At 62.8% G+C, this 24,634-nt stretch carries 20 protein-coding genes; 12 read left to right on the top strand and 8 right to left on the bottom strand.

The features are described from left to right. Positions 1 to 3: 3 nt before the first annotated feature. Positions 4 to 1,236: a cysteine desulfurase family protein gene (locus ACR30Z_RS01435; RefSeq protein WP_434371024.1), complete on the top strand. Its 1,233-nt coding sequence runs from the start codon at positions 4 to 6 to the stop codon at positions 1,234 to 1,236. A 10-nt stretch (positions 1,237 to 1,246) separates the two neighbouring features. On the opposite strand, the gene ACR30Z_RS01430 is transcribed toward ACR30Z_RS01435, so the two are convergent. Further along, positions 1,247 to 2,482: an NAD(P)/FAD-dependent oxidoreductase gene (locus ACR30Z_RS01430; RefSeq protein WP_434371023.1), complete on the bottom strand. Its 1,236-nt coding sequence runs from the start codon at positions 2,480 to 2,482 to the stop codon at positions 1,247 to 1,249. A 175-nt stretch (positions 2,483 to 2,657) separates the two neighbouring features. Between ACR30Z_RS01430 and mnmA the strand changes: the two genes are divergently transcribed. Further along, positions 2,658 to 3,779, top strand: a complete 1,122-nt coding sequence (gene mnmA, locus ACR30Z_RS01425; RefSeq protein ID WP_244296682.1) for a tRNA 2-thiouridine(34) synthase MnmA — start codon at positions 2,658 to 2,660, stop codon at positions 3,777 to 3,779. 94 nt (positions 3,780 to 3,873) lie between these two features. Then, the gene (locus ACR30Z_RS01420) at positions 3,874 to 5,499 is read left to right on the top strand and encodes a hypothetical protein (protein ID WP_434371022.1); all 1,626 of its coding nucleotides are present in this window, start codon (positions 3,874 to 3,876) and stop codon (positions 5,497 to 5,499) included. A 10-nt stretch (positions 5,500 to 5,509) separates the two neighbouring features. On the opposite strand, the gene ACR30Z_RS01415 is transcribed toward ACR30Z_RS01420, so the two are convergent. Further along, on the bottom strand, positions 5,510 to 6,337 hold the full coding sequence (locus ACR30Z_RS01415; RefSeq protein WP_144649976.1) for a caspase family protein: 828 nt from the start codon (positions 6,335 to 6,337) through the stop codon (positions 5,510 to 5,512). Between the two features lie 246 nt (positions 6,338 to 6,583). Between ACR30Z_RS01415 and ACR30Z_RS01410 the strand changes: the two genes are divergently transcribed. From ACR30Z_RS01410 to ACR30Z_RS01385, 6 genes are all read left to right on the top strand, one after another. After that, a complete protein-coding gene (locus tag ACR30Z_RS01410) occupies positions 6,584 to 8,212 on the top strand; it encodes an ABC transporter substrate-binding protein (RefSeq protein WP_434371021.1) in 1,629 nt (542 codons plus the stop codon). 119 nt (positions 8,213 to 8,331) lie between these two features. Continuing rightward, positions 8,332 to 9,423 (top strand): ABC transporter permease, encoded by a 1,092-nt coding sequence (locus ACR30Z_RS01405; RefSeq protein ID WP_144649972.1) that lies wholly within the window; start codon positions 8,332 to 8,334, stop codon positions 9,421 to 9,423. A gap of 2 nt (positions 9,424 to 9,425) precedes the next feature. After that, positions 9,426 to 10,424 (top strand): ABC transporter permease, encoded by a 999-nt coding sequence (locus ACR30Z_RS01400; protein WP_434371020.1) that lies wholly within the window; start codon positions 9,426 to 9,428, stop codon positions 10,422 to 10,424. Next, positions 10,421 to 12,127 carry an ABC transporter ATP-binding protein gene (locus ACR30Z_RS01395; protein ID WP_144649968.1) on the top strand — a complete coding sequence of 569 codons (1,707 nt, stop codon included), beginning with the start codon at positions 10,421 to 10,423 and terminating at the stop codon, positions 12,125 to 12,127. The genes ACR30Z_RS01400 and ACR30Z_RS01395 overlap by 4 nt, the downstream gene beginning before the upstream one ends. Before the next feature lie 153 nt (positions 12,128 to 12,280). Next, entirely contained in the window at positions 12,281 to 12,670 is a 390-nt protein-coding gene (locus tag ACR30Z_RS01390) for a chorismate mutase (RefSeq protein ID WP_144649966.1), read from the top strand. 3 nt (positions 12,671 to 12,673) lie between these two features. Next, complete coding sequence (locus ACR30Z_RS01385) at positions 12,674 to 13,708, top strand: hypothetical protein (protein ID WP_434371019.1); 1,035 nt, start codon at positions 12,674 to 12,676, stop codon at positions 13,706 to 13,708. 102 nt (positions 13,709 to 13,810) lie between these two features. Here the strand turns inward: ACR30Z_RS01385 and ACR30Z_RS01380 are convergent, their stop codons facing one another. From ACR30Z_RS01380 to ACR30Z_RS01355, 6 genes are read right to left on the bottom strand one after another with little or no spacing between them, the layout of a single operon-like run. Next, positions 13,811 to 14,533, bottom strand: a complete 723-nt coding sequence (locus ACR30Z_RS01380) for a DUF4166 domain-containing protein (protein ID WP_144649962.1) — start codon at positions 14,531 to 14,533, stop codon at positions 13,811 to 13,813. 20 nt (positions 14,534 to 14,553) lie between these two features. Then, on the bottom strand, positions 14,554 to 15,846 hold the full coding sequence (locus ACR30Z_RS01375) for a DUF58 domain-containing protein (RefSeq protein ID WP_144649960.1): 1,293 nt from the start codon (positions 15,844 to 15,846) through the stop codon (positions 14,554 to 14,556). Between the two features lie 32 nt (positions 15,847 to 15,878). Beyond that, entirely contained in the window at positions 15,879 to 16,946 is a 1,068-nt protein-coding gene (locus ACR30Z_RS01370) for an AAA family ATPase (protein ID WP_434371018.1), read from the bottom strand. Then, the gene (locus tag ACR30Z_RS01365) at positions 16,943 to 18,145 is read right to left on the bottom strand and encodes a DUF4350 domain-containing protein (RefSeq protein ID WP_434371017.1); all 1,203 of its coding nucleotides are present in this window, start codon (positions 18,143 to 18,145) and stop codon (positions 16,943 to 16,945) included. Before ACR30Z_RS01365 ends, ACR30Z_RS01370 begins: the two co-directional genes overlap by 4 nt. Further along, positions 18,142 to 18,780, bottom strand: a complete 639-nt coding sequence (locus tag ACR30Z_RS01360) for a DUF4129 domain-containing protein (RefSeq protein WP_434371016.1) — start codon at positions 18,778 to 18,780, stop codon at positions 18,142 to 18,144. Before ACR30Z_RS01360 ends, ACR30Z_RS01365 begins: the two co-directional genes overlap by 4 nt. Before the next feature lie 23 nt (positions 18,781 to 18,803). Next, positions 18,804 to 20,063, bottom strand: coding sequence for a hypothetical protein (locus ACR30Z_RS01355; protein WP_434371015.1), 1,260 nt, complete (start codon positions 20,061 to 20,063; stop codon positions 18,804 to 18,806). 222 nt (positions 20,064 to 20,285) lie between these two features. Between ACR30Z_RS01355 and mtrA the strand changes: the two genes are divergently transcribed. The 3 genes from mtrA to ACR30Z_RS01340 are packed head-to-tail and all read left to right on the top strand — an operon-like array spanning position 20,286 to position 24,614. Continuing rightward, a complete protein-coding gene (gene mtrA, locus ACR30Z_RS01350) occupies positions 20,286 to 20,960 on the top strand; it encodes an MtrAB system response regulator MtrA (protein WP_144649950.1) in 675 nt (224 codons plus the stop codon). Continuing rightward, positions 20,932 to 22,899 carry an MtrAB system histidine kinase MtrB gene (gene mtrB / locus ACR30Z_RS01345; RefSeq protein ID WP_434371014.1) on the top strand — a complete coding sequence of 656 codons (1,968 nt, stop codon included), beginning with the start codon at positions 20,932 to 20,934 and terminating at the stop codon, positions 22,897 to 22,899. Before mtrA ends, mtrB begins: the two co-directional genes overlap by 29 nt. Beyond that, complete coding sequence (locus tag ACR30Z_RS01340; RefSeq protein WP_144649946.1) at positions 22,896 to 24,614, top strand: LpqB family beta-propeller domain-containing protein; 1,719 nt, start codon at positions 22,896 to 22,898, stop codon at positions 24,612 to 24,614. The genes mtrB and ACR30Z_RS01340 overlap by 4 nt, the downstream gene beginning before the upstream one ends. Positions 24,615 to 24,634: the final 20 nt, after the last annotated feature.

Raw genomic sequence — 24,634 nt, 5'->3', positions numbered from 1 at the left:
AAGGTGCCTGTATACCTTGACCACGCTGCCACGACGCCCCTCTCGGCTGAAGCGCTTGCCGTGATGACGCGCGAGTTGGCTCGGACGGGCAACCCGTCCTCGCTGCACGGTGCCGGTCGTCGGGCCCGGCGGGCTGTGGAGGACGCCCGGGAGACGTTGGCTGCCGCAGCTGGGGCGCACCCCTCCGAAGTGATTTTCACCTCAGGCGGGACCGAAGCGGACAACCTCGCGGTCAAGGGCCTGTTTTGGGCCCGCCGCGACGAAAACCCGCGGCGGACCCGCATTCTCTGCTCCGCCGTCGAACACCATGCGGTCATGGACACCGTGGAATGGCTGGAGCGGCACGAAGGAGCGGACGTCGTGTGGCTGCCTGTTGACAGCGAAGGAACAGTTCGGCTTGAGGTCGTTCAGCAGGAAATCGACAAAGACCCTGAGTCAATTGCCCTGATCACCGTCATGTGGGCCAATAACGAAGTGGGCACCATCCAGCCGATCGCGGACATCGTTGACCTGGCAAGGCCCCACGGGATTCCGGTCCACTCGGATGCCGTTCAGGCTTTCGGTTCAATACCGTTGAATTTCCGCGCGTCAGGCCTTGCGGCAATGTCCGTGTCAGGGCACAAGCTTGGTGGCCCCGTGGGCGTTGGAGCGCTCCTCCTTGGCAGGGCCGTAAAGCTGACCCCGGTGCAGCATGGCGGCGGGCAGGAGCGCGATGTGCGCTCTGGCACCCTGGACACTCCGGCCATTGCGGCCTTCGCCGCGGCGGCCGAAGCCGTCACCGCACATTTGCCGGAGGAGCGCGAACGACTCGGCAGGCTGCGCAACCGGCTCATCGACGGAGTCCTGGGCTCGGTTCCGGACGCCGTGCTGCGGGGTGCGCCCGCTGACGGGCGGTTGCCCGGTAACGCCCACTTCACATTCCCCGGCTGCGAAGGCGATTCGCTGCTTTTCCTCTTGGACCTTGCGGGCGTTGAGTCATCCACTGGGTCGGCATGCACAGCCGGTGTGCCCAGGCCCTCGCATGTCCTGCTTGCCATGGGCCTGGACGAGGACACGGCCCGGGGAGCCCAGCGCTTCACCCTTGGCCACAGTTCCACGGATGCCGATGTGGATGCACTCCTGAAGGCCCTTCCCGAGGCCTGCTCCAGGGCCCGGCAGGCGGGCATGGCGGGTCATGAGTCTTCCATCCAGACGGCGGCAACGGTGGCACGGCAAGGGTCGGCAAGCCTCGAATAGAGTGACGCCGCTAGGCCTGTAACAATTCCTCCAGCGGCACGCCGGGATCCGAAAGCTGTTCAACACCTACGCGGACACGACCGGAAATCAAGGCTTTGATGGGCTTTTGGACGCGGCGTTGATTGACGCTCATCCCGGCAACTACTTCGCCCTCCCTCACCCAGAAGGCAATGAAGCTGCCGTCAGCCAACGAGCCACGAATCAGCGGCGGTATGCCGACGGTCAACGATGGAAACCCTGAGTATTCCATGCTCACGCTGAACTGGTCCGTATAGAAGTACGGCACCACATCCAATTGCGCGTCCTGGCCCAGCATGGACTTTGCGGCAACCTTTCCGCCGTTGAGCGCATTGGCCCAGTGTTCGCTGCGATGGTGCTCGCCAGTGAAGGGATGGAGGGCGTTTGCCACGTCCCCCGCTGCCAGCACATCCGGGGCGCTGGCGTTCAGCCCCGCATCCACCAGGATTCCATTCTTGATGGCCAGCCCGGCTGACTCCGCGAGCGCCATGTCCGGGATGACTCCAACGGCCACGATGACGACGTCGGCGGGCAGGGTTTCGCCGCTATCGGTTCTTACTGCCGTGGCCCGGCCGTCCTTGCCCACAATCTCGGCTGCGCTCGCGGGGAGACGAAAACTCACGCCCTGTGCCGTGTGGAGCTGCTGGAAGAATTCGCCGAGCTCAGGGCCGATGGCGGCGCTCAAGGGAATGTCCTCCAGACCCAGCAGCGTGACCTGGTTGCCGTAGGTCCGTGCTGCTGCGGCCAGTTCCATGCCGATCCACCCTGACCCGATCATGACCACCGAGAGGCCTCCGCCCTCCAGGAGCGACCGGAGACGCAGGCTGTCTTCGTAGGTTCGGAAGGTCATGACGCCCTCAAGGTCCGCGCCGGGGAGCGGGATTCTACGAGGTAGTGCACCAGTTGCGATGAGGAGCTTGGAGTATCCGATCTTCCGGCCGCTGGCGAGCCTGACCGTGTGGTCCGCCGGGTCAATCCCGGCGGCCGGGCTGCTGAGGAGGAGTTCGACGTCGTTCTCCTGGTACCAGTCTTCCCCTACCACCGCTACGGAGTCTTTGTCTGCTTTGCCCAGGAGGAATTCCTTGGACAGGGGCGGGCGAATGTAAGGGATCCTGTCTTCTGCCCCAAGCAGGGTAACGGGCCCCGCGTAGCCGTCACCGCGGAGGGTCTTCGCGGCGGTGGCACCGGCCAGCCCTCCGCCTATGATCAGCATTCGTTCTTGTGCCATGTCAGCTCGATTCTAAAACCAGTAGTTTTGACTTTAGAAGCGTGAAAGCTCGCGGTCAAGGGATTTAGCACAGGCGTAGCACCGCAGGCTAGAATGGATGGGCACCCCGGCTGTTCTGAGTCGGAATCGATGCCAGCACCCACAACAGAAAGCCAGCATGCGAGTACTTGCAGCAATGAGCGGCGGAGTGGACTCCGCCGTGGCCGCCGCCCGCGCCGTAGAGGCCGGACACGACGTCGTCGGAGTCCACCTTGCGTTGTCGCGCATGCCCGGCACCCTGCGCACGGGAAGCCGGGGTTGCTGCACCATCGAGGACTCCCGCGACGCGTGGCGCGCCTGCGACGTCCTGGGAATTCCTTACTACGTGTGGGACTTCTCGGAGCGCTTCAAGGAAGACGTCGTCCAGGACTTTATTGACGAGTACGCCGCCGGCCGCACACCTAATCCGTGCATGCGATGCAACGAACGGATCAAGTTCGCCGCCCTGCTGGAAAAGGCCATTGCACTGGGATTCGACGCTGTGTGCACCGGCCACTACGCCAAGGTCATCGAAGACGCTGACGGCAATCGCGAACTCCACCGCGCAGCCGACTGGGCAAAGGACCAGAGCTACGTTCTTGGCGTCCTCACCCACGAGCAGCTCAAGCACTCGATGTTCCCCCTGGCCGATACCCCGTCCAAGGCGGAGGTCCGCGCGGAAGCTGAACGGCGTGGTTTGTCCGTGGCCAACAAGCCGGACAGCCACGACATCTGCTTCATTTCCGACGGCGACACCCGCGGCTGGCTGGCCGAAAAGATCGACATGACCACTGGCGACATCGTGGACGAGACAGGCGCCAAGGTAGGCGAGCATCCCGGCGCCAACGCCTTCACGGTGGGGCAGCGTCGCGGGCTGAAGCTGGGAACTCCCGCGGCCGACGGCAAGCCCCGGTTCGTCCTTGAAATCCGTCCGAAGGAAAACAAGGTTGTGGTTGGTCCGGAAGCACTGCTGGCCATCGACGAGATCCGCGGCATCAAGGTTTCATGGGCGGGGTTGCCCATTGCCGAGGTCGCCACAGGCGCGGAGTTCGACTGCCACGCTCAGGTCCGGGCCCACGGCGATCCCGTTCCGGCAGTTGCTTACGTGGAAGCTGTCATGGATGAAGAGGGCGTGGAGCGGGCCGAACTGGTGGTGACGTTGACCGATCCCTTGCGGGGTGTGGCTCCTGGCCAGACCGTCGTCCTTTACCAAGGGAGCCGCGTCCTGGGGCAGGCAACCATCGATGCTGCCCGATCCCTGCAGAGGGTAGCCCTCTAAGGAGCCATTGCCTCCATCTTGCAGCCCCTCCATACTGGGTTAAGCAGCGCTTCCGCTGCGGTGTTTGGGGTCCGCATTCGGGACGGCGATGACTGTGGCGTTTCCAAAAAAGAGCCCGGGAGACATCAAAGCCGGGCAGATGGTCTCGGTGACCGTCCTGGCAGAGGGGCCGATCGGCTCTGCCGGGGCACCTCCGCTGACAGCGCAGGTCCGGATACCGGTGGAACGGTTGCGGCGTGGACCCACCGGACACCGCTACGCAATCCACATCCGGAAGTGGCGGGGGACCAGTGTGTCTCCCGTGACCTTGACACAGCAGGGGGATCCTTGGCACCTGGTCTCGGAACCGCCGCCGTCGGACCTCCGCGAGCTCCTGGACGACACGCGCTTCCTGGCCCAGCACGTCTACGGCGTGGCGATGAGCACGCTGGATATTTTTGAGTCCACGCTCGGCAGGCGCATGCCATGGAATCCGGAAGGCCGGGTGGTTCTCAAGGCTCGGGACCTGATCACTGCCACCGATACCGGATACGAACGGGGAACCAACGTCATCAGGTTCGGATCCGTGGATCGGATGGGCTACAAGGTCCCCACAGCCCTGTACCGGGATATCGTCGCTCACGAGGTGACGCACGCGATCTTGGACGGATTCCGCCCCGCATGGGCTGACCACATGGCCACCATGGAGCAACTGGCCATGCATGAAGCGTTGGCCGATACCGTGGCAATTCTTTCGGTCTTCTCTTCCAGGGAAGTCGTTTATCGGCAGCTCGAAGCTGCCGCAGGGGGCTTCGAAGCGGGCCAGATAGTGGATGACTCCATCCTGATGCGTTCCCTGTTTGACTTTGCGCGCGACCTTTTCGCCCGCGGCCCCCTCCGGGAGCCCTTTGTGGGTGCGGTTCCTGAAAACTGGCAGTCACTGCCCGAGCCTCACGCTCGGGGTGCCGTGGTTGTCGGAGCAATACTCAGGGCTGTCCAGCGCCTGTGGTCGGAGAGGAATGCACGCTTCGGTGACGGCCAGGGGCTGCAACAGAAGGCAGAATCGGGCTCCATCGTGGCCATCCGGGTACTCCGCATGGTGATTCGGGGACTGTCCTATATGCCGCCCGTCGACGTGTCGTGGCGGGATCTCCTCAGGGGTATCATTGCTGCCGACCTGGACATGGTTCCCGAAGATACCCACGGCTACCGCGATGCGCTGCAGTCGGAGTTCTCGGCCATCGGCATCCGACGGGTCTCCATGAACAACATCAGCGGTGTGGACACCTATCAGGGACTTCGGTATCCAATACGACTTTCGGCGCTTGGTTCGGACCCCCAGGAGGTCCAGCGGTTCGTCTGGGAAAACCCGCGGCTCCTGGATGCGGCGCGCCTTGAGCGGAGGACGCCCCTGAGTTCCACGCGTGTGCGCACTTCCGAGCGGGTATCCCCGGACGGCTTCATCATTTCGGAGATTGGTGCTTCCTTCATCCAAACTGTTCGCATGAGCCGGCGGGAAGCGAATGTCCGCCTTGGCTTGACGACGCGGCGGGACTATGTGGACATTCGTGGGGGAGGGCTGCTGCGGTTCGACGCCGGTGGCCGGCTGGTCTACGCCGCCCTGAAGCCGGTGATGGACCGTGAACGCCAAAGGCAATTGTTTGGCTCCGATCAGAACCACGATGCGGAGGAAGCTGCGTCGTCGGGAGTGCGGGACAAGTTCCACGGCACCGGAGACTAGAAAAGAATAGTCAGGCTCCCCACGCCGCTTTGCGTGCGGCCCTCGAGGCTTCCAATTGCGCCACTTGGTCGAATCCGCCGGCCTTCAGTCCTTTACTGACCTGCTTCAGGATGTCTGCCCGTCCCAAGGTGCCATCGCCCCGCAGGGATTTGACGAAGTGATAGGTGAATGCGCCGTTGTACCGGCCCTCGATCAAGGCATCGGCTGCGGTTTGGTCGGACCTGCAGGCGGCCATCAGTACCGGTGTCGACAACTTCGCCGCCTTGACGATGTCCCGCAGCGTCCGGGTCTCCAGGTCCTCGTTTGCGATGACGGCCCGTGGCGTGGGTGCCGGAAGGAAGCGTGGCCGCCGGCCAGGAAGCAGGTCCAGGGACTTCAACCCGGTACCGCTATGGCAGGTGTCCAGCACCACATCCATGAGGACCCCGTCGGGCAGTCGGGCGAAAACCGTTGCCAGTTCGTCGTCCGAGATCACCGTGTCCGGATCCCATGCATCTCCCGCGTTGTTGATGTCGTAGCATGCGAAAGCCTCATCGAGGCTGTCTTCCTCGTCGCCGCCGACGTCGGGAATCTGTGTTCCATGGCTGGAGAAGGTGAAGACGATGTGCTGCAACTTACCGGCGACTGCGGCGTCCACCAATTTGGTGACTTCCGCCAAGACCGTCTTCTTCACTGCTTTGGCATCCCTCAACACCGTGATCCCGGCCGCTGGGAAGCCGTAGCTTTCCTCCAACAGGGCTGCCAAGTCCTCGGCATCATTGACGCAGCCTTGAAGCCAGCTGGACTGCGGAAGGAACTTGAATTTGTTGATCCCTACACAGAGGGCTGCCTTGTCCATGTGCCTGTCCTTCGAACTGTGATCCAGCGATTGAACACCCTTAATAACGATATTCCCGAGCCTTCTACCGGGCAATGGTCCACGAGCCCCACGTCGAAGCTACTGGAAAGTAAATTTTGTGTCTCAAATCACTAAATGGTGGGTTCGCAGCCTTCTAAGTCTGGTTGAATCGAGGCACTAAGAGTGTGCGTCGTCACAAATATCCCACGGCGGCGCGCCGAATCCATCGAACAGAAGGTTCACCAGATGGCACTGAACAAGAAGGCCCTGCACGGCGTTATCGCGCTGGCGGGCATTTCCGCGCTCGCCTTGACGGCATGCACGGGACCGTCCGGCGGCGGCTCATCGTCCGCCCCGGCCGCCGCAGGCCCCATCGCCTACGGCACTACTGATAAAGTCACGTCCCTGGACCCTGCAGGATCCTATGACAACGGTTCATTCATGGTGATGAACCAGATCTACTCATTCCTCCTGAACTCCAAGCCCGGTGGAGTCGAGCCCGTACCGGACCTCGCAGAGTCGTCGTCATTTACGGCTCCCTCCGAATACACGGTCAAGCTCAAATCAGGGTTGAAGTGGGCCAACGGACACACGCTGGACTCCAAGGACGTTAAGTTCTCCTTTGACCGGCAGGTAGCCATCAACGATCCCGCCGGCCCCGCGTCGCTGCTGACCAACATCGAGAGCGTCACCACGCCCGACGCAACCACGGTGGTGTTCAAGTTGAAGAACGCCAATGACCAAACCTTCAGCCAGATCCTCAGCAGCCCTGCCGCACCGATCGTGGACGATGAAGTCTTCCCGGCCGACAAGGTCCTGTCGGATGACGAGATCATCAAGGCGAATGCGTTCTACGGGCAGTACACCATTGACAGCTACAAGAAGAACGAACTTGTCAGCTTCAAGGCCTTCGCCGACTACCAAGGCGTTTTGGGCAAGCCGGCCAATGATGCAGCCACCATCAAGTACTACGCCAGCCCCACCAACCTGAAGCTGGAAATCCAGCAAGGAGCGATCGACGTTGCCTTCCGCAGCCTGAGCGCCACCGACATTGACGATCTCCGGAAGGACTCCAAGGTCAAGGTCCTCACCGGGCCCGGTGGCGAGATCCGCTACATCACGTTCAACTTCGACACCATGCCGTACGGAACAAAGGCAGCGGGAGCGGACCCTGCAAAGGCACTCGCCGTTCGCCAGGCCGTGGCCAACCTCGTTGACCGTCAGGCGATCGCCGACCAGGTTTACAAGGGCACTTACCTGCCCCTCTACTCCAACGTTCCGAGCGGATTCCTCGGCGCCAACGAGTCGTTCAAGGACGCCTATGGTGACGCCGGAAAACCGAGCCTGGACAAGGCCAAGAAAGTCCTGACGGATGCCGGCATCACGGAACCGGTCGCACTGAACCTGCAGTACAACCCCGATCACTATGGCGGATCATCCGGAGACGAATACGCCATGGTCAAGGAGCAGCTGGAGAAGTCGGGTCTCTTCACAGTGAACCTGCAATCCACTGAGTGGGTCACGTACAGCAAGGCCAGCCGCGCCGATGAGTATCCCTTGTTCCAGTTCGGTTGGTTCCCGGACTTCAGCGATGCTGACAACTACCTCACGCCGTTCTTCCCCGAGGGTGGCTTCCTCAAGAACCACTACAACAACCCGACGGTGAACGAGCTCATCGCCAAGCAACTGACGGATGCTGACAAGACCAGCCGCGAGTCTGCCATCAAGGATGTCCAAAACGCCCTGGCCAAGGACATCTCCACCCTGCCCCTTCTTCAGGGAGCTCAAGTGGCGGTGGTCGGAAGTGGCGTGAACGGCGTCGAGAAGACGCTGGATCCGTCCTTCAAGTTCCGTCTCGGAACTATTTCCAAGTAAATACGCCCGGGGGAGGCGGGACACTGATCAGGTGTCCCGCCTCCTTTGCTGACCACGGCTGTGGTCAGCACGCATGAGACAACCCCGCGTAATCCACGGGCAGGAAATGCAGGTAACAAATGACAACACTTATTGAGGTGCCAGAGGCGGAGCCCGGCATCGTTGCTCCCAAGAGCAAGTCCAAAGCCGGGGGAGGCCTCGGCAGATACATCGTGGTCAGGTTCTTCCTGATCATTCCAACGGTTTTTATCCTTGTGACGCTGGTCTTCTTCCTGATGAGGGTCATCGGCGATCCCATCACGGCATCGCAGGGGGGACGTCTGCCCCCGGACGTCCTGGCCCAGAGAATCCATGACGCCGGCTACGACCGGCCGGTCCTGGTCCAGTACTTCGAATACCTTGGCCAGCTCATCACCGGCAACTTCGGTACAACCATTACCGACCGCCGTCCCGTGGTGGAAGTACTGACCACGTTCGGCGCGGCCACCTTGGAGCTTTCCATCAACGCGCTGATCGTGGCGCTTGCAGTGGGCATCCCGTTCGGACTCATCGCTGCTCAACACCGGGACAAGACTCCCGATGCCCTCTTGAGGTTCTTCGCGATCCTTTGCTACGCCACTCCCGTCTTCTTCTCGGGACTGCTGCTCAAGCTGACCTTTTCCGTGTGGCTTGGCTGGTTCCCGGTAGCAGGCCGCGCCTCCACTCGGACGGAGTTGGCCATGAGTGCCCTTGCCGCGCCGTCAGGTATTTACTGGTTGGATGCGCTGCGCAGCGGAAACTTCGCGGCGCTGGGAGACATCGCCGCCCATGCAGTCCTCCCGGCCATCGCCCTGGGTTTGCTCACCGCGGGTGTGTTCCTTCGCCTGGTGCGCACCAACGTCATTGGGACGCTCGGGAAGGACTACGTCGAGGCCGGGCGCTCCAGGGGTGTCAGTGAGTTCCGCCTGGTGACCAAGCACGCCTACAAGCCGGCGCTCATCCCCATCATCACTGTCATGGGCCTGCAGATCGCACTGATGCTCGGCGGCGCCATCCTGACGGAAACCACGTTCGAATGGAAAGGGCTGGGGTATCAACTCGTGCAGTATCTGAACGCCAGGGACTTCGTGGCCGTTCAGGGCATCGTTGTGTTGCTGGCGATCATCGTTGCCGTCACCAACTTCATCGTGGACATTATCGCCGCGCTCATCGACCCCCGAGTGAGGTACTGACCATGAGCACTCCTGCACTGACGCCGCCAAGGCAGCCGCTCTTCTCCCGGCTCCCGGTGGTCTCGCACCTTAAGAAGAGCGTGGGCCTCCAGCGAGGCATGCTCATCGTGGGAGTAGTCCTCAGCGGACTATTTATCCTCACCAGCATCTTCGCTCCACTGCTCGCACCGTACGGCTACTCCCAGCTCAGCGACGGGTCGGGATCCTTCCCCACCCAGGAGGCTCCAAGCGGCAAGCACCTCCTGGGCACCACTGTGGGCGGCTACGACGTCCTGTCGCGAGTCATCTGGGGTTCCCAGACGGCCCTGACGGTCATCGTGGTGTCCGTGGTCATGTCCCTCTTCCTCGGCGTTGCCCTCGGCCTGCTCAGCGGATACTTCGGCGGTTGGCTGGACCGGGTCCTGGTTGTGGTGGCGGACGCTATTTACGCCTTCCCCACCCTGCTCCTGGCGATCGTCATTTCCATTGTCATCAGCAGGGGACAATCCAGCTTCTGGGGCGGCATCTTTTCTTGTGCTTTCTCCATCACCGTGGTGTTCGTACCGCAGTACTTCAGGGTGATTCGTGCTGAGACCATTCGCCTCAAGGCCGAACCGTTCGTCGAGTCGGCCAAGGTCCTGGGGGCGTCCAGCCTGCGCATTATCGGACGGCACATCTTCAAGAACGCCACACGAACCCTGCCGCTCATGTTCACCCTCAACGCCTCCGAGGCGATCCTTACGCTGGCCGGACTGGGCTTCCTGGGCTTCGGCATCGAGCCGACGTCCGCCGCCGAGTGGGGATTCGACCTCAACAAGGCGCTCGCTGATACCTCCTCCGGCATTTGGTGGACAGGCGTCTTCCCCGGCATCGCGATCGTGCTCACCGTTCTTGGCCTGACGCTGGTGGGCGAAAGCATCAATGACCTCAACGATCCCCGGATCAGGGGACGCAAGCGCGCCGGTCGAACCCCGGCAGCACCAGTAACGCAGTCAACACCTTCAGAGGCAGGTAAGCCATGACCACCAACCTCGGACACATCTCCGACGACGCCGGTTCCGCCCAGCCTGTCCTCACTGTTGACCGGCTGAAGGTCACCTTCGCAACCGATGGTGGTGACGTCTACGCAGTGCGCGACGTCAGCCTTGACGTCAAAGCCGGTGAAGTCCTTGCCATCGTGGGGGAGTCGGGCTCCGGCAAGACAGTGACGGCCAAGACCATTCTTGGCCTGCTCCCGGAAACGGCCATCAGTTCCGGCGCGGTGGTCATCAACGGCAACAACGTGATCAGCGTCAGCAAGTCCACGCTCCGAAAGATCCGCGGGCGCGACGTCGCCATGGTGTTCCAAGAACCGTCCACAGCCCTGAACCCGGTGTTTACGGTGGGCTGGCAGATCGCCGAAGGTATCCGGGCGCACTCAACGGACGGGCACCGCGTCTCCGCGAAAGAGGCCAAAAAACGGGCCACCGAGGCACTGCGCAAGGTGGGAATCCCTGATCCCGAAACGCGGGTTAACTACTACCCGCACCAGTTCTCCGGCGGCCAGAAACAACGTGTGGTCATCGCTGCCGCGCTCGCCCTGAACCCCGGGCTGATCGTGGCAGATGAGCCCACAACTGCACTGGATGTCACAGTCCAAGCCGAAATCCTGCAGCTCCTCCGCGACCTCAGGGACAACTATGGGACATCGATTGTGCTCATCACGCACAACATGGGTGTGGTTGCCGACCTGGCTGACCGCGTCGTGGTGATGTACCAGGGCGACGTAGTGGAGGAAGCCCCGTCAAGGACCCTCTTCGCCGAACCTCGGCAGGAGTACACCAGGAAGCTCCTGGCAGCCGTGCCGCACCTTGGCCGTCATTCGGCCTCGGAGGGTGCCCGGGGCCGGCTCCACCAGGACGGCCAGGTCCTGGTGGAAGCCAAGAACCTCACCATCGAATACCCGGGGCGGTTCGGCAGGAACGGTTTTAAGGCCGTGGACAACGTCAGCTTCACGGTCTCGGAGAACGAAGTGTTCGGACTCGTCGGGGAGTCCGGCTCCGGAAAGTCCACCATCGGCAGGGCCATTGCAGGACTGACGCGCACCACGGGTGGCAGCCTGAAGGTTCTTGGCTACGAGATGCTGGACTTCAAGGAGCGGTCGTTCCGTCCACTGCGGAAGGACATCGGCTTCGTTTTCCAGGACCCGGCGGCGTCGTTCAACCCGCATCTCACCATCGGTGAGTGCGTCGCCGAGCCGCTCATCATCCACACCAAGCCCAGCGCAGCTGAGGCGAGGAAGAAGGTTGGTGAGCTGCTCGAGTCAGTCCAGCTGCCGGCGTCGTACGCGCAACGCTACCCGCACGAGCTCTCCGGCGGGCAGCGGCAGCGCGCCTCCCTGGCGAGGTCGTTGGCGCTCAACCCGCGCCTCCTGATCGCCGACGAACCCACGTCCGCACTGGACGTTTCAGTGCAGGCCAAGGTCCTGGACTTGTTCAAGGACATCCAGGAGCAGTTCGGCTTTGCGGCGCTCTTCATCAGCCACGACCTCGCGGTGGTGGATATGTTGGCCCACTGGGTTGGCGTGCTGTACAAAGGCCAGCTGGTGGAGCAGGGGATCGGCAACCACGTGATGGGTTCGCCCCAGCACGACTACACCAAGCGGCTGATAGCTTCGCTGCCGGTTCCAGACCCTGACGAACAAGCACGACGGCGGGAAGCGCACCGCGCGCTGCTGCGCGGCTAGGCCGCCTTCGGAAGAAGCGAAGGTGCGTCCCTCTTTGCGAGGGGCGCACCTTTCTGTGCTCCGGGAAACTGCCCTCGAACTTCTCGCGCTACCACCCCTCCACCGGCAGGTAACACCCACGACGGTAACGCCCCACACCATAGACTGGGATGCATGACCGAGCAGAACAACGCCCTTCCCCATGACGTCGATTCCTTCAACCCGGCAGCGAGCTCCTTGGCCGGCCACGTGGACCGTGCCGTCATGGAGGAACTGCTGTCCATCCGGTCCAGCATTGACAACATTGACGCCACACTGGTCTTCCTCCTCGCCGAGCGGTTCAAGGCCACCCAGAAAGTTGGAATCCTCAAGGCCACCCACAAGCTTCCTGCGGGCGACCCGGGCCGGGAATCTGCCCAGATCGCACGGCTGCGCCGTCTCGCGGAAGATGCGCACCTTGATCCTGCCTTTGCGGAGAAGTTCTTGAATTTCATCATCAGCGAAGTGATCCGCCACCACGAGGCCATCGCCGAGGATCACCAGATCTCCAGCCAGCAGGCGTGATCCGTGTCGCCTGAGAACGACCTGCGCGCCAGCGCCACGGCCCTGGGGCCGTGGCCCGGCAGCGATCCCGCGGAAGCAACCCGGATTATCCGGGGAGAGTTGGGCGATCCCCATCTTCCTTTCCTGCCCGAACTTCCCGATCGGGGGATAGGTTCGGACGCCGTTGGCCGTTCGGGCTCCCTGCTGGTGGATTTGGCCATCGATGTGCAGCCCCACGGCTGGCGCTTGGTGGACAGGCCGGGCAAGGATGCCCAACGCGCCCACTCGGCCCTCGCAACGGACATCAACATCCTGGCCGACGTCGCCGGCATGGAGGACGTGTCCGCGGGTGAACTAAAAATTCAGTTGATGGGACCCATGAGCCTTGCCGCGAGTCTTCACTTGCACAATGGCGAACGAGCCCTCCTGGATTACGGCGCCCGCCGCGACATCGCCGAGTCCTTGGCTGCGGGGGTCGCGGAGCACCTCCGCCGGATCTCGGCAGCAGTACCGGGCGCCGGAATAGTGGTTCAGATCGACGAACCGGAGATCGCCTCCGTCATGGCCGGGACCATCCCTACCGCGAGTGGTTACCGCACGCTGCGGTCCATCCCGGGTGAGGAAGTGACAGGAGCATGGCGACTGGTGATCGACGCACTGCAGGCCGCGGGCGCCTTCGAGACCGTTGTGTCCGTACCGGAGATCGAAGCGCCCATCGAACGGATTTTTGCCGCAGGTGCGGACGGCATCGCTGTCCCGCTCAAAGCCCTGACCACCCGCCAGTGGGAGCTGCTCGCTGCCGGTGTCGAAGCCGGGAAACGGGTGTGGGCCGGTGCGATGCCAACCTGGGTTGGGCAGGCGCAACTGCCACGGACCGGGGACGTCGTTGAAAGCATCTGGAAGCCGTGGCGCCAGCTGGGCCTGCCGGCATCGGGGCTCTCGGGAATCCGCGTCACGCCATCTACAGGACTGGCACACCTCAAGCCCTCAGCAGCCACGGACATCCTGACCAGGCTCACGCAAGTGGCCGATGGACTGGACCAGCTGGCTCAGGGCTGACCGGAACCAGGCTGACGGGAACCAGGGCTGACCGGAACCAGGCTGACGGGAACCAGGGCTGACCGGAACCAAGCTGACGGGAATAAGGCTTATTGGGTGAGGCTAGATCCGCTTCTCCCAGCGATCCGGTTCCGCGTACCGGGGGAGCGTCGTTCCGGGTGCGGCCCCTGGAAGGTAAGGTGCCAGCCTGTAGTCGAAGCGTCCGGCATACACCAGCACCAAACCGATTTGCGGCTGAATGACCTTGACCTGGATGCGGTGCTTTCCCTCGTCCTTATCCCACCACTGCTCGGCATAGGCCCGGGCGTCCAGGGCTGCCGGCAAAGGAATGCGCAGCGGACCCAGGAAGAGGCGGCTCTCCTTGGAAACACCACGAAGCCGGCCCTCAGCGGTGACACTGACGTCCAAATCCGTCACCAGCCGCCGATAGCGGCCTACGTGATCCACTAAACGGGCCGGTTCGCCGCCACCTTGGTCGTGCTGGGTCGTGATGGCGCTGGTCGTATCGTGGAACAACCTTGTCCCGGATGGGAAGTAGATCTCCCTCCGGGCAGTCAGGGCCGGACGCCCGAAAGGATCCACGTGGGCATGGTTCTCAATCCGGAACGGGATGCCCTCGCCATATTCGGGAAAGAAAGCCTCCTCACCTCCAGTAAGTGCCAGCAGGGGGCGCAGCCATTTCTGCCGGCAACCCACAACGTCGAACACTCCTTCGCCGATCCCATAGGATCCTGTACCTGCCGCCAGCGAAAAGTACTCCTGGAGCTCCGGCGCCAGCTTGGAGAAATCATCGCCGAGTGCCAGCCGATAGATGGGGGCGTTCATGGCAGTCCTTCCTGAGGAAACTAGAGTCGACCGGCTGCTTTGAGCCGGATGTAGGTGTCGGCCAGAAGGGGCGGCAGGTCAAGTGGCTCGGCGTCCACCACTTCGGCTCCGAGCTGCCGGAGCTGTGCCATGACTGCAGCACGTTCCAGCAGCGCACGCTCGGCAGCCGCTGCCCGAAAGACTTGGCTTGCCGTGGTCCGCTGCTCCTTCATTTCCTTGAGCAACGGATCCCGTACCGATGCAACCACCACCACGTGCAGGCGGGACAATTGCGCCACCGTGGGGAGCAGACCTTCTTCGGGGGCGCCGCCGTCGAGCGCCGTCAACAGCACCACCAGCGAGCGGTGCGCCGAGACGGTCCGTACCTGCCCCGGGATCTGCTGCCAGTCCAGTTCTATGAGTTCGGCTTCCAAAGGGGCCATGGCCTGGACCAGTTGTCCCAACAGATTGCCTTTCGACGCCGAATCGACCCGGGCGCGAAGCCTCCGGTCATAGGCCAGGAAGTCAACGCGGTCCCCGCCCCGTTCAGCCAGCACAGCGAGCAACAACGCAGCCTCAATGCCCGTGTCCAGCCGTGGCTCGTCCTCAATCCTGGCGGCTGCTGTTCGGGAAGTATCGAGCACAATGACCACCCGGCGGTCACGCTCCGGACGCCAGGTTCGCACCACTACTGACGTGCGGCGTGCGGTGGCACGCCAGTCGATGGAACGGACGTCATCGCCGCGGACGTAGTCCCTGAGGGAGTCGAACTCTGTTCCCGCGCCGCGGATCTGGACCGCGGCCCGGCCATCCAGTTCCCTGAGCTTCCGGAGCTTCGAGGGCAGGTGGCGCTTCGAGTGGAACGGTGGAAGGACCCGCAACTGGCCCGGGAGTACGCGTGTTCGCTGTCTGCCCGCAAGGCCCAACGGCCCCAGCGAGCGGATGGTCACGTGCGGGCTTGTGAGATCACCACGACGCCGCGGAACCAAGGTCACCGTCATCCGGCGACGCTCGCCGGACGGGACCACCAAGGACTGGGCAGGATTGACGGCGCCTGCGGACGGCTGCCACCCATCCCTGACTTGAGCCCGCAGCTTCCGCCCGGTGCCGTTGGTGACACTCAGCTCGGAATCCACGCTGCTCTCAAGCGTCACATTTCCTGGCTGCTTTCGTTCCAGTGCGAGCTTCGCCGGCGAGGCTGCCGCCACGAGGTCAACCATGAGCACCAGCAGCAGGCCAGCGACCACCAACAGGACGGTGCTCCACGCAGGAAGCAGCACCAACGGCACCAATCCCGCCAGGGCCAGCACTACAAAACGACCCGTGATGTACATTCAGGCCACCTTGGCCGTGGCCGGTAAAGAGCTCACCGAGGCACCGGGACGGATGCGAGGATGCTGCCCAGGACGTCGTCCACCTGGATACCATCCATCTGTGCTTCCGGCCGGAGCCCTACCCTGTGCCGAAGGCACGGCAACGACAACGCCTTGACGTCGTCCGGAGTGACGAACGACCTGCCGGACAACCACGCCCAAGCCTTGGAGGTGTTGAGCAGCGCGGTGGCTCCACGGGGGGAGACACCGAGCTGGAACGACGGCGCAGTCCTTGTGGCACGGACAATGTCAACGATGTACGCGAGGATTTCAGGGGCCACAGTCACCTGCGCTACCGCCGCCTGCGCAGCGGAAAGTTCGACGGCGCCAGCCACCGGCCGTACGCCGGCTGCGGCGAGATTTCGCGGATCAAAGCCACCGGCATGGCGACGAATGACCTCGATTTCCTCCGCCCTTCCGGGCAGCGGCATGGTCAGTTTGAGGAGGAACCGGTCAAGTTGGGCCTCCGGCAGGGGATAGGTTCCTTCATATTCCACGGGGTTCTGCGTGGCCGCCACGATGAAAGGACTCGGCAACGGGCGGGACACACCATCGACCGACACCTGACGCTCCTCCATGGCTTCCAGGAGGGAGGCCTGCGTCTTGGGCGGGGTGCGGTTGATCTCGTCCGCGAGCATGATGTTCGTGAAGACTGGACCTTCCCGGAAGGTGAACTCGGAGGAGTGGGAGTCGTAGACCAGCGACCCCGTGACGTCTCCCGGCATCAGGTCGGGAGTGAACTGGACGCGTTTGGTGTCCAAGCTCAAGGCAGTGGACAACGCCCTCACCAAGAGAGTCTTTGCTACGCCAGGTACGCCCTCCAGGAGGACGTGACCGCCGCACAAAAGGGCAATGAGCATGCCCGTGACGGTGGGATCCTGGCCGACGACAGCCTTGCCCACTTCGGCCCGGACATTCAGCAGCGACTGTCGTGCCGGGTCTTCAGCGGCGTGACCGTGGCCGTTCTCCGAAGCGCTGCTTCCTTGCTGCGTCCCCTGGGGCGTCGTACCGCCCGCGTAGTGGCTGTTGCTGTCCGTATAGCTGTTCGGCTGGCTGCTCATCGGGCGGTCGCCTCCTGTTCCATTCGTTCGATGTGTTGGGCCCACTGAACCAGTTGCCCTTCGGTTTCGGGCGTGAGGTCGATCAGGACCGACCGTACTTCAGAGGCCGGCCGCCCCAAGCGATGGGCAGTAGCGTCCACGATTGCTGCCCTGGTGGCGTCGGCGCCGAGATTGAAATGCCGGGCAAGACGGGTCAACGTTCCAGCCCGCAGGTTGTCGGCGGCCCTTCCCACAGACCGTGAGTCCTGGTAAAGGCGAGCCCTGCCTTCCGCAGTTTCAGCGGCCTTGACCACGACGGGGAGGGGCTCGAAAACGAGAGGTCCCATTCGCCGGCCACGCCACGCAATGGCCAGCACCGCCACGAGGGCCAACCACGGACCGGCGAAAGCCAACCACGGGGGTGCCAGTTCGCTGAGCGTCGGAGTGGAAGTCGTCGCGGAGACGTCTTCAACACCCGGGATATACCAAACCAGGTCGCGGTTGTTGCCCAGAGTACGCAAGGTAATGGCTGCGTTTCCCTCTGTTGTGAGGTGCTGGTTGTCCAGCAAGTCCGTGCTACCGAGGACAATGACGCGCCCATCGGACGACGCCGCATACAGGCCCGGTCCGTTGCCGCGGGGGGAGTAGCAGACCACGGGCCCCGAATAAACGGAACCTTGCGCGGAGACGCTTCCTGCTGCCTCGGCGTCTTCCTGCCCACAGGCAGGCTCCATGACCCTGGTCGCTTCGGGAACCACGCCACCCGGCCGGAATTCCGGACCAAGCCCGTTGAGGGTTCTGAGCCTCGGCTTCACCACCACCACACGGTCTGCAGCAGCCGTGAGGTCCTCCACCTGTGATTGATCCAGGAAGCCCTTGGGGTCGTAGAGGAGGACTGTGGCATTGTCTTTGCCTGACAACGCAGACAGGGTGTCCTTGAGGGTGTCCGTCGGCGCGATGGACACGCCTTGGCGCCCCAGGATTTCGGCTACGGCCATGGCGCCATCCGGGGCTGGATTCCGGGCGGACAACGGCCGTGGGTCCTTGGCGCCGGAGACACTGGCGATGGCGAGATAGGTCACCAGGCCAGCCAGCAGGGCGCCGATCCCAATCCAGACCAAGTGTTTACGGAACCAGGCCGTGAAACCCTGCATCGAGGATCGTTCGGGAGGCGCCGTATCGTCCGGACGGCGTGTTGTGTCCATGAGGGGTGTGGTCATCGGGGCACCGCAAATCTCTCCTGCGCCTGTCCCGCGAAATCGGGTTTCATTGCAAGCAGGTCGGTGTCCAACTGCCGGAGTCTCTCGTAGTCGGCCTTCGTCGCGCCCTCTTCGCCGTAACGCACGGCATCGAAGAGACGGGCGGCGTCATCCAACCGACGTTGTGCAGCACCAAATACCTGCCCCAACTGTCCGGCGGCCTCGTCTGCGGTCCTCCCGGCCCGGACGTCAATCACGTCACGCTCTTCGGCTGAGCGTACAAGAGCGCGAAACTGATCGACGACGGCGGCCGGCCAGTCGCCGTCGTCAGCTGCAGTTCCCGCTCGTCTCCGGTATCCGTCAGCATCGACGGTACTGTCATCCCCGTAAATGTCTGCGTGCGGTGTCTTTCGTCGTGCGTTCAGCCGAGGCCGGACCACAAAGATGGCCACGATGATGAGTGCCACGGCCAGGGCCACAATCATGGGAACAGCAAGATTGGGCTCTGTCCCTGTTCCGTCGCCCTCCAGGGATGCAAGCCAGTCGAGGAAGTCCCGCCACAGTTGGTCCAGCCAGCCGGGCTGCGCGTCAGGGTATTGGGATTTTGATAACTCTTCTGCTGCCCAGCGCCGCGCTTCGTCTCGGTCGGGCGTCACGGGCGGTTCCATCGGGGCTGCCCTCATGCCGGAGGTCGCTGCCCGGGGACACTGGGCGGAAAGTGGCCGCCGTGAGGAGGCCAGGTGTCGTTTCGGGGCAGGCCGGACGGAGCGCCCGGTATTCCATCCGGATCTGCGCCTGTTTCCATCAGCCGCATCAGCTCAACATCCAAGCCGTCCCGACGCATCCGGAGGTCCATGTAGAGCAATGCGGAAACCGAGGACTGGAAGGCGAACGTCACAGACCCCACCAGGGCTCCGATAGCAGTGGAGATCACCGTAGTGACGACCAAGGTGGAGGCGACCGTCTCCGGGTCCGGGTGGGGTGCCATCACCTGTCCGATGGCGGCAGCGGCCAAGGAAGCCGGGATCTGGACGATCTGGGCAATGATTCCCACCATGATGGCGACCACCAGGGTGATCCCGAAGATGCGCCACCAATTGTTTCTGGTCAAGTGCCAGGAGCGGAGCAGTCCGTCGTACACGCCGGTCCGTTCCACCACAATGGCTGCCGGCGCCAGCATCAATTTCAAGGCAATCCAGACGAAAAACACTATGGAACCCAGCCCCAGGGGAAGGACTACCAGCAGCGCGGCGGGACCCATGGCCGTAAACAGCAATACCGCGATCCCGATCACTGCGGCTGCCGCGAGCAACCCACCCAGCGTCAGCAAAACCGCAACGCCCAGCAGCGGCCAGATGCGCCGGCCGGCGAGCTTCCACATCTGCTTGAAGCCGGTCCTTCGGTTGAGGACGGCACGGGCTACCGGTACTGCCAACACGCCTTGGAGGACAGACCCAAGAAAGCCGATCAGAACAGAGACCCCCAAGGTTCCGGCCATGATGGCAAGGAAGGGGCCCATGGCTTCGGTGAATTCGGCCTCCGAACTCACGTTCTCAAGGGACATGGACAGCTGGAACATTCCCACGGTGACGATGCCGATGAAAACGGCCCCGATGGCTTGAACGATCAGGGCGGAGCCAAACATTGAAGCGGCATTGCGACGGATCGATTGGAAAGAGCCGTCCAGGATTTCGCCGAACTGCAAGGGACGCAGGGGAATGACGCCCGGCTTTGGGGGAGCGACGTAGAGGGGCTGTCCGTAGGGAGGTCCGGAAGGCCACCCTGGAGCGGGTTGGCCCTGGCTGTACTGCCCGCCACCTTGCGGGGCCGCCCATCCCTGGGGTCCACCCCACTGCGGCTGGTTGCCCCACTGCGGTTGGTTGGTCCAACCGGGCTGACCACCCGACGATGGATTTTGGCCGTGCTCTGGCTGTGACACCGATATCCTCCCCATGAGACCCGGCCCGCCGACATCCGACGTCCCCCTACGGACCTTCGCACCCAGCCTATAGTCCCGCCGTCGTCCCTCATAGCCCACCGACCGACCGTCCTTCCCGGCGAACCCAGGCCGGGGTGCAGTACGGTGGAAGTGCCCTTGGGGCGCCATGCCGGGCGCCGTGCCCAACGGGACAAAGACTTGGTGATAAGGGAATATATAACTATGAAGGCACGCATTCTGGTAGTTGACGACGACGAAGCACTCGCGGAGATGATTGGCATCGTCCTGCGCAATGATGGCTTCGAGCCGGTGTTCTGCGCAGATGGCGGCCAAGCCCTGGAAGTGTTCCGCTCTTCCAAGCCTGACTTGGTGCTTCTGGACCTCATGTTGCCAGGCTCCGACGGCATCGAGGTGTGCCGGCAGATCCGTGGCGAGTCGGACGTTCCCATCGTGATGCTCACGGCAAAGTCCGATACCTCGGACGTGGTCCGCGGTCTGGAATCCGGCGCGGACGATTACGTGCCCAAGCCCTTCAAGCCTGCTGAACTGGTGGCGCGAGTCCGCGCCCGACTGCGGCCGGGCGAACAGAAGGCCCCTGAAACTCTGCGTATTGCGGACGTGACCATCGACGTCGCAGGTCACTTGGTGACCCGCGGTGGCGAGCGAATCTCGCTGACACCGCTTGAGTTCGATCTCCTGGTGGCCCTGGCGCGGAAGCCTTGGCAGGTTTTCACCCGTGAGCTGCTGCTTGAGCAGGTGTGGGGTTACCGCCACGCCGCCGACACACGATTGGTCAACGTTCATGTCCAACGTCTGCGCTCCAAGATTGAACGCGATCCGGAAGCGCCCGAGGTCGTTTTGACGGTGCGTGGTGTCGGATATAAAGCAGGTTCCTGAGTCTCCGGTCGGCAAGTCCGGCACGGCAGGCAACGACCCCACTTCCAAGGGTTCTGAAGCGGCCGGTGTCCAGCAGGAGGCACCGGCCCCGCCAACGACCCCCGAAGCATCCCAGGAACAGTCTCGCCGTCAGGTCCGTAACCTGCCTTGGCTGGTTACCCGCGCGCGGATCTGGACGCGTCGCGGTCTTATTTTGGTCCTTCGGGTGTCGCGTCTGGTCGCCATCGGCGTCCGGCAGATCCGGCCGGGCCTGCGCTTCCTGTGGCGCTCCCTGCTTCGGCGCTGGCGGCGGTCCTTGGAATTCCGTACGGTCCTCACCACTTTGCTGTTGGCGGTGACGTCTTTCGCCATCGTCGGTGCATACCTCTCCAACCAAATCGCCAATAACCTCTTCCAGGAGCGTCTGGCCCAAGCTGAGTCCGAGTCGCGTTATAACGTCAAACAGGTCCAAGACACTTTCGACGGCGCGCAGGTCACCGACCAGTCCAGCGTCATCACCCTGGTTTACGACACCCTGACTGCCGTGGAGGGCAGGGGCTCAGTGATCCAACGCCGCTACGTCTTTGAAGCGAAACCGGAACAGACCAAACCCCGAAACCGCTGGGTCGAGTCCCGTGCCTCGGACCAACTGACAGTCCGTGTCATCCCACCTGAGCTGCGGAAGGCTGTCCAAGAGGGTGGCAAGCAGCAGTTCTGGGCCTCTACCCAGTTCCCGGTAGGAAACGAGGACCGCCCCGGGATTGCAGTGGGAAACCTGGTCACCTTCAACGGGACGGCCTACGAGCTCTACCTTATTTACGATCTCAACACAGCCCAGCAAACCCTGGATGAAATCCAGAACGTCCTGTGGGCAGGTGGGGCAGCCCTGGTCCTGATGATCGGCGCCATCGCCTGGTACGTGACCCGTAACGTCGTCAGCCCCGTCAGCCATGCTGCCGTGGTTTCAGAAAAACTCGCGGCTGGCCAACTGCAGGAACGCATGGTGGTCAAGGGAGAAGACGAGGTCGCCAGATTGGGCGCCTCCTTCAACCACATGGCCGCCAGCCTCCAGGAACAGATCACCCAGCTGGCCACGTTGTCGCAGATGCAGCAACGCTTCGTTTCCGATGTGTCCCATGAACTGCGGACTCCGCTGACCACCGTTCGCATGGCAGCCGAGGTGCTCTTCGAGGCACGCGAAGACTTCGACCCCATGAACAAAAGATCCGCAGAGCTCCTTTACCACCAGGTGGAGCGCTTTCAGTCCCTGCTGTCGGATCTGCTGGAAATTTCGCGCTTCGACGCCGGTGCTGCTGTTCTGGATGCGGAACCACAGGACATCTTCCAAGTGATCTCGCATGTCATCGACGGTGCAGCACCGGTCGCAGCAGAGTACGGCTCGGAAGTCCGGTTGAACGCCCGGCAAAAGAGCATCGTGGTGGAAATGGATTCCCGAAGAATCGACCGTATCCTCCGCAACCTGCTCCTCAACGCCTTGGAGCACGGGGAAGGCAAACCGATCCACATCTCTGTCGCGGCCAACCACGATGCCGTGGCGGTATCAGTCAGGGACCACGGAATCGGTATGAGCCAAGCTGAAGCAGCCCGGGTATTTGACCGCTTTTGGCGGGCAGATCCTGCGCGGGCCCGGACTACCGGAGGCAGCGGATTGGGCCTTTCCATCGCGGCCGAGGACACCAAATTGCACAACGGATGGCTCCAGGCCTGGGGTCGCAAGGGATCCGGCTCCAACTTCCGCTTGACATTGCCGCTCCGTCAAGGAGGGACCATTGTGAAGTCGCCTCTACAGCTTGAACCGGCAGACATCGAATTTCCTGGCTCGCCGAGCGAACGCCAGATGCTGGTACTGGGAACAGGGCCGGGAGGCGCCCCGCACCAGTCCCACGCCGACGGTGGGAAGCCCTCGACAACTGGAAACGAACCTGGGGAGGTGTCATGAGCAAGGGGCGGACCCGGCGGATGAAGGCCTTCGTGGCGGTTTTAGCTGCGCTGGTCTTCCTCCTCGCATCCTGTGCGCAGATTCCACGCTCCGGTCCCGTGGGCAAGAGCAAGGACGAAGGCGCCGGGAATCCCAACGCGCCTGTCTTCTTTCCGGCAGCCCCTCGGGCCGGGTCCAGTCCCGAGACGGTCATTGAGGACTTCTATATGGCCGGCAGCGGCTACGAAGACGACTATCCTGTGGCACGTCAGTTCCTGACACAAGCACAGTCGGTGACGTGGAAGCCAGACAAGCGAGCCATCGTTTTCCGTGAGGCCCAGGTGGTCAAGTCAGCCGTGGAAAATGAGTACCTCTTCGAACTCGATCTGGCTTATTCGGTGGATGCCGACGGCGTTGCAACCCAGTTTCCGCCGGGCACCAAGGAGACCATTCCGCTGACGCTTGAGCAGGTCGAGGGAGAATGGCGCATCTCGAAGGTTCCGGACGGTACAGCCATCGCGGAGGAGACATTCAAGGTCATTTACGGGGCGAATCCCATCTATTTCTATGACCCGACCTTTACCTACGCGGTACCCGACTACAGGTGGTTCATCAAGAAGAACACGGTGAAGTCCATGACAAGTGCACTGCTTGCCGGTCCGGCACCCTACCTAAGGGGTGCGGTCGTCAGCGCTTTCCCCTCGGGGATGAAGCTCGCGCGGGAATCCGTTCCCGTTGTTTCCGGGGCAGCACAGGTGGACCTCTCCGCCAAGGAACTGTTTGACGCCTCTGCGGAGGACCGCCAGAGGATGCAAAACCAACTGGCGCTGACTTTCCGGAGCCAGCCCGACGTCATCAACGTCCAATTGCGCGCAGATCAGGACTTGGTACGGGTTGAAGACAACGGCACGGTGTTGCCACCCGTGCTGGACAAGACTGTTCCCGCACGCCAAATCGCTGTAAACAACGGCGATCTGGTGCGGTACGAAAATAACAGGGTCACCCCCCTCCCGGACATACAGTCGGTGGCCGGACTGGGACCACACTCACCGGCAGAGTCGCCGGTGTCGCAGACTGCTGCATTCCTGAACGGTGACCGGACCACGCTCTACTCCATTGAGCCTGGACAGCCAGCACGTCAACTGACCACCAGGGCCACTCTCACGGGTCCTTCCTTCAGTCCCCACGACTGGGTGTGGACTGCGGGTCCGGGTGCCAACGGGGCAGCGGAAATAGTTGCCTACAAGCCCACCGGCGTAGCACCGGGCATGGCAATTCCGAATGTCACCATCACGCCTTCCTGGCTCTCCGGCCGGACAGTCAAGGACTTCCGGGTTTCCCGTGAAGGTACGCGGGCGTTGGTTATCTCCCAAGCGAATGGCAAGACGACGGTCCAGATCACAGGGATCGTCCGCAACCCGGACGGCGTTCCCAAGGACCTCACAGCCCCCATCACGCTGCTCAGCACAGGCGCAGCCGACCAGGGTGTCTGGGTCAACGGCTCCACAGTGGCCGTTATGTCCGGTTCGGCTACGGCGACAGTTGTGCCGGAGCTGCTCTCGCTGGCGTCGGGAGAACCGCAACAGTTGGCACCTTGGGACGGGTTGACGAGCATCAGCGCTGGAAATGGCTCCGAACAAATTTACGGCCAAGCCGAGGCCGGCATCTTCCAACGCGTTGGAAACGGCTGGGAGCTCCAGCTGAAGGGGCCCACAGAACCAGCTTTCCCCGGCTGATTTCGCCGAGCAGTTCACCT

It is taken from the genome of Paenarthrobacter sp. FR1, assembly GCF_051106045.1.
In the GTDB taxonomy this organism is placed as follows: Bacteria; Actinomycetota; Actinomycetes; order Actinomycetales; family Micrococcaceae; genus Arthrobacter; species Arthrobacter nitroguajacolicus_A.
This window is presented reverse-complemented; position numbering and strand designations above follow the sequence as displayed.

Coding starts and splice junctions, on each gene's coding strand:
- ACR30Z_RS01430 (WP_434371023.1), bottom strand. CDS start 2,482: ATGGCACAAGAACGAATGCTGATCATAGGCGGAGGGCTGGCCGGTGCC.
- mnmA (WP_244296682.1), top strand. CDS start 2,658: ATGAGCGGCGGAGTGGACTCCGCCGTGGCCGCCGCCCGCGCCGTAGAG.
- ACR30Z_RS01415 (WP_144649976.1), bottom strand. CDS start 6,337: ATGGACAAGGCAGCCCTCTGTGTAGGGATCAACAAATTCAAGTTCCTT.
- ACR30Z_RS01410 (WP_434371021.1), top strand. CDS start 6,584: ATGGCACTGAACAAGAAGGCCCTGCACGGCGTTATCGCGCTGGCGGGC.
- ACR30Z_RS01405 (WP_144649972.1), top strand. CDS start 8,332: ATGACAACACTTATTGAGGTGCCAGAGGCGGAGCCCGGCATCGTTGCT.
- ACR30Z_RS01400 (WP_434371020.1), top strand. CDS start 9,426: ATGAGCACTCCTGCACTGACGCCGCCAAGGCAGCCGCTCTTCTCCCGG.
- ACR30Z_RS01395 (WP_144649968.1), top strand. CDS start 10,421: ATGACCACCAACCTCGGACACATCTCCGACGACGCCGGTTCCGCCCAG.
- ACR30Z_RS01390 (WP_144649966.1), top strand. CDS start 12,281: ATGACCGAGCAGAACAACGCCCTTCCCCATGACGTCGATTCCTTCAAC.
- ACR30Z_RS01380 (WP_144649962.1), bottom strand. CDS start 14,533: ATGAACGCCCCCATCTATCGGCTGGCACTCGGCGATGATTTCTCCAAG.
- ACR30Z_RS01375 (WP_144649960.1), bottom strand. CDS start 15,846: ATGTACATCACGGGTCGTTTTGTAGTGCTGGCCCTGGCGGGATTGGTG.
- ACR30Z_RS01370 (WP_434371018.1), bottom strand. CDS start 16,946: ATGAGCAGCCAGCCGAACAGCTATACGGACAGCAACAGCCACTACGCG.
- ACR30Z_RS01365 (WP_434371017.1), bottom strand. CDS start 18,145: ATGACCACACCCCTCATGGACACAACACGCCGTCCGGACGATACGGCG.
- mtrA (WP_144649950.1), top strand. CDS start 20,286: ATGAAGGCACGCATTCTGGTAGTTGACGACGACGAAGCACTCGCGGAG.
- ACR30Z_RS01340 (WP_144649946.1), top strand. CDS start 22,896: ATGAGCAAGGGGCGGACCCGGCGGATGAAGGCCTTCGTGGCGGTTTTA.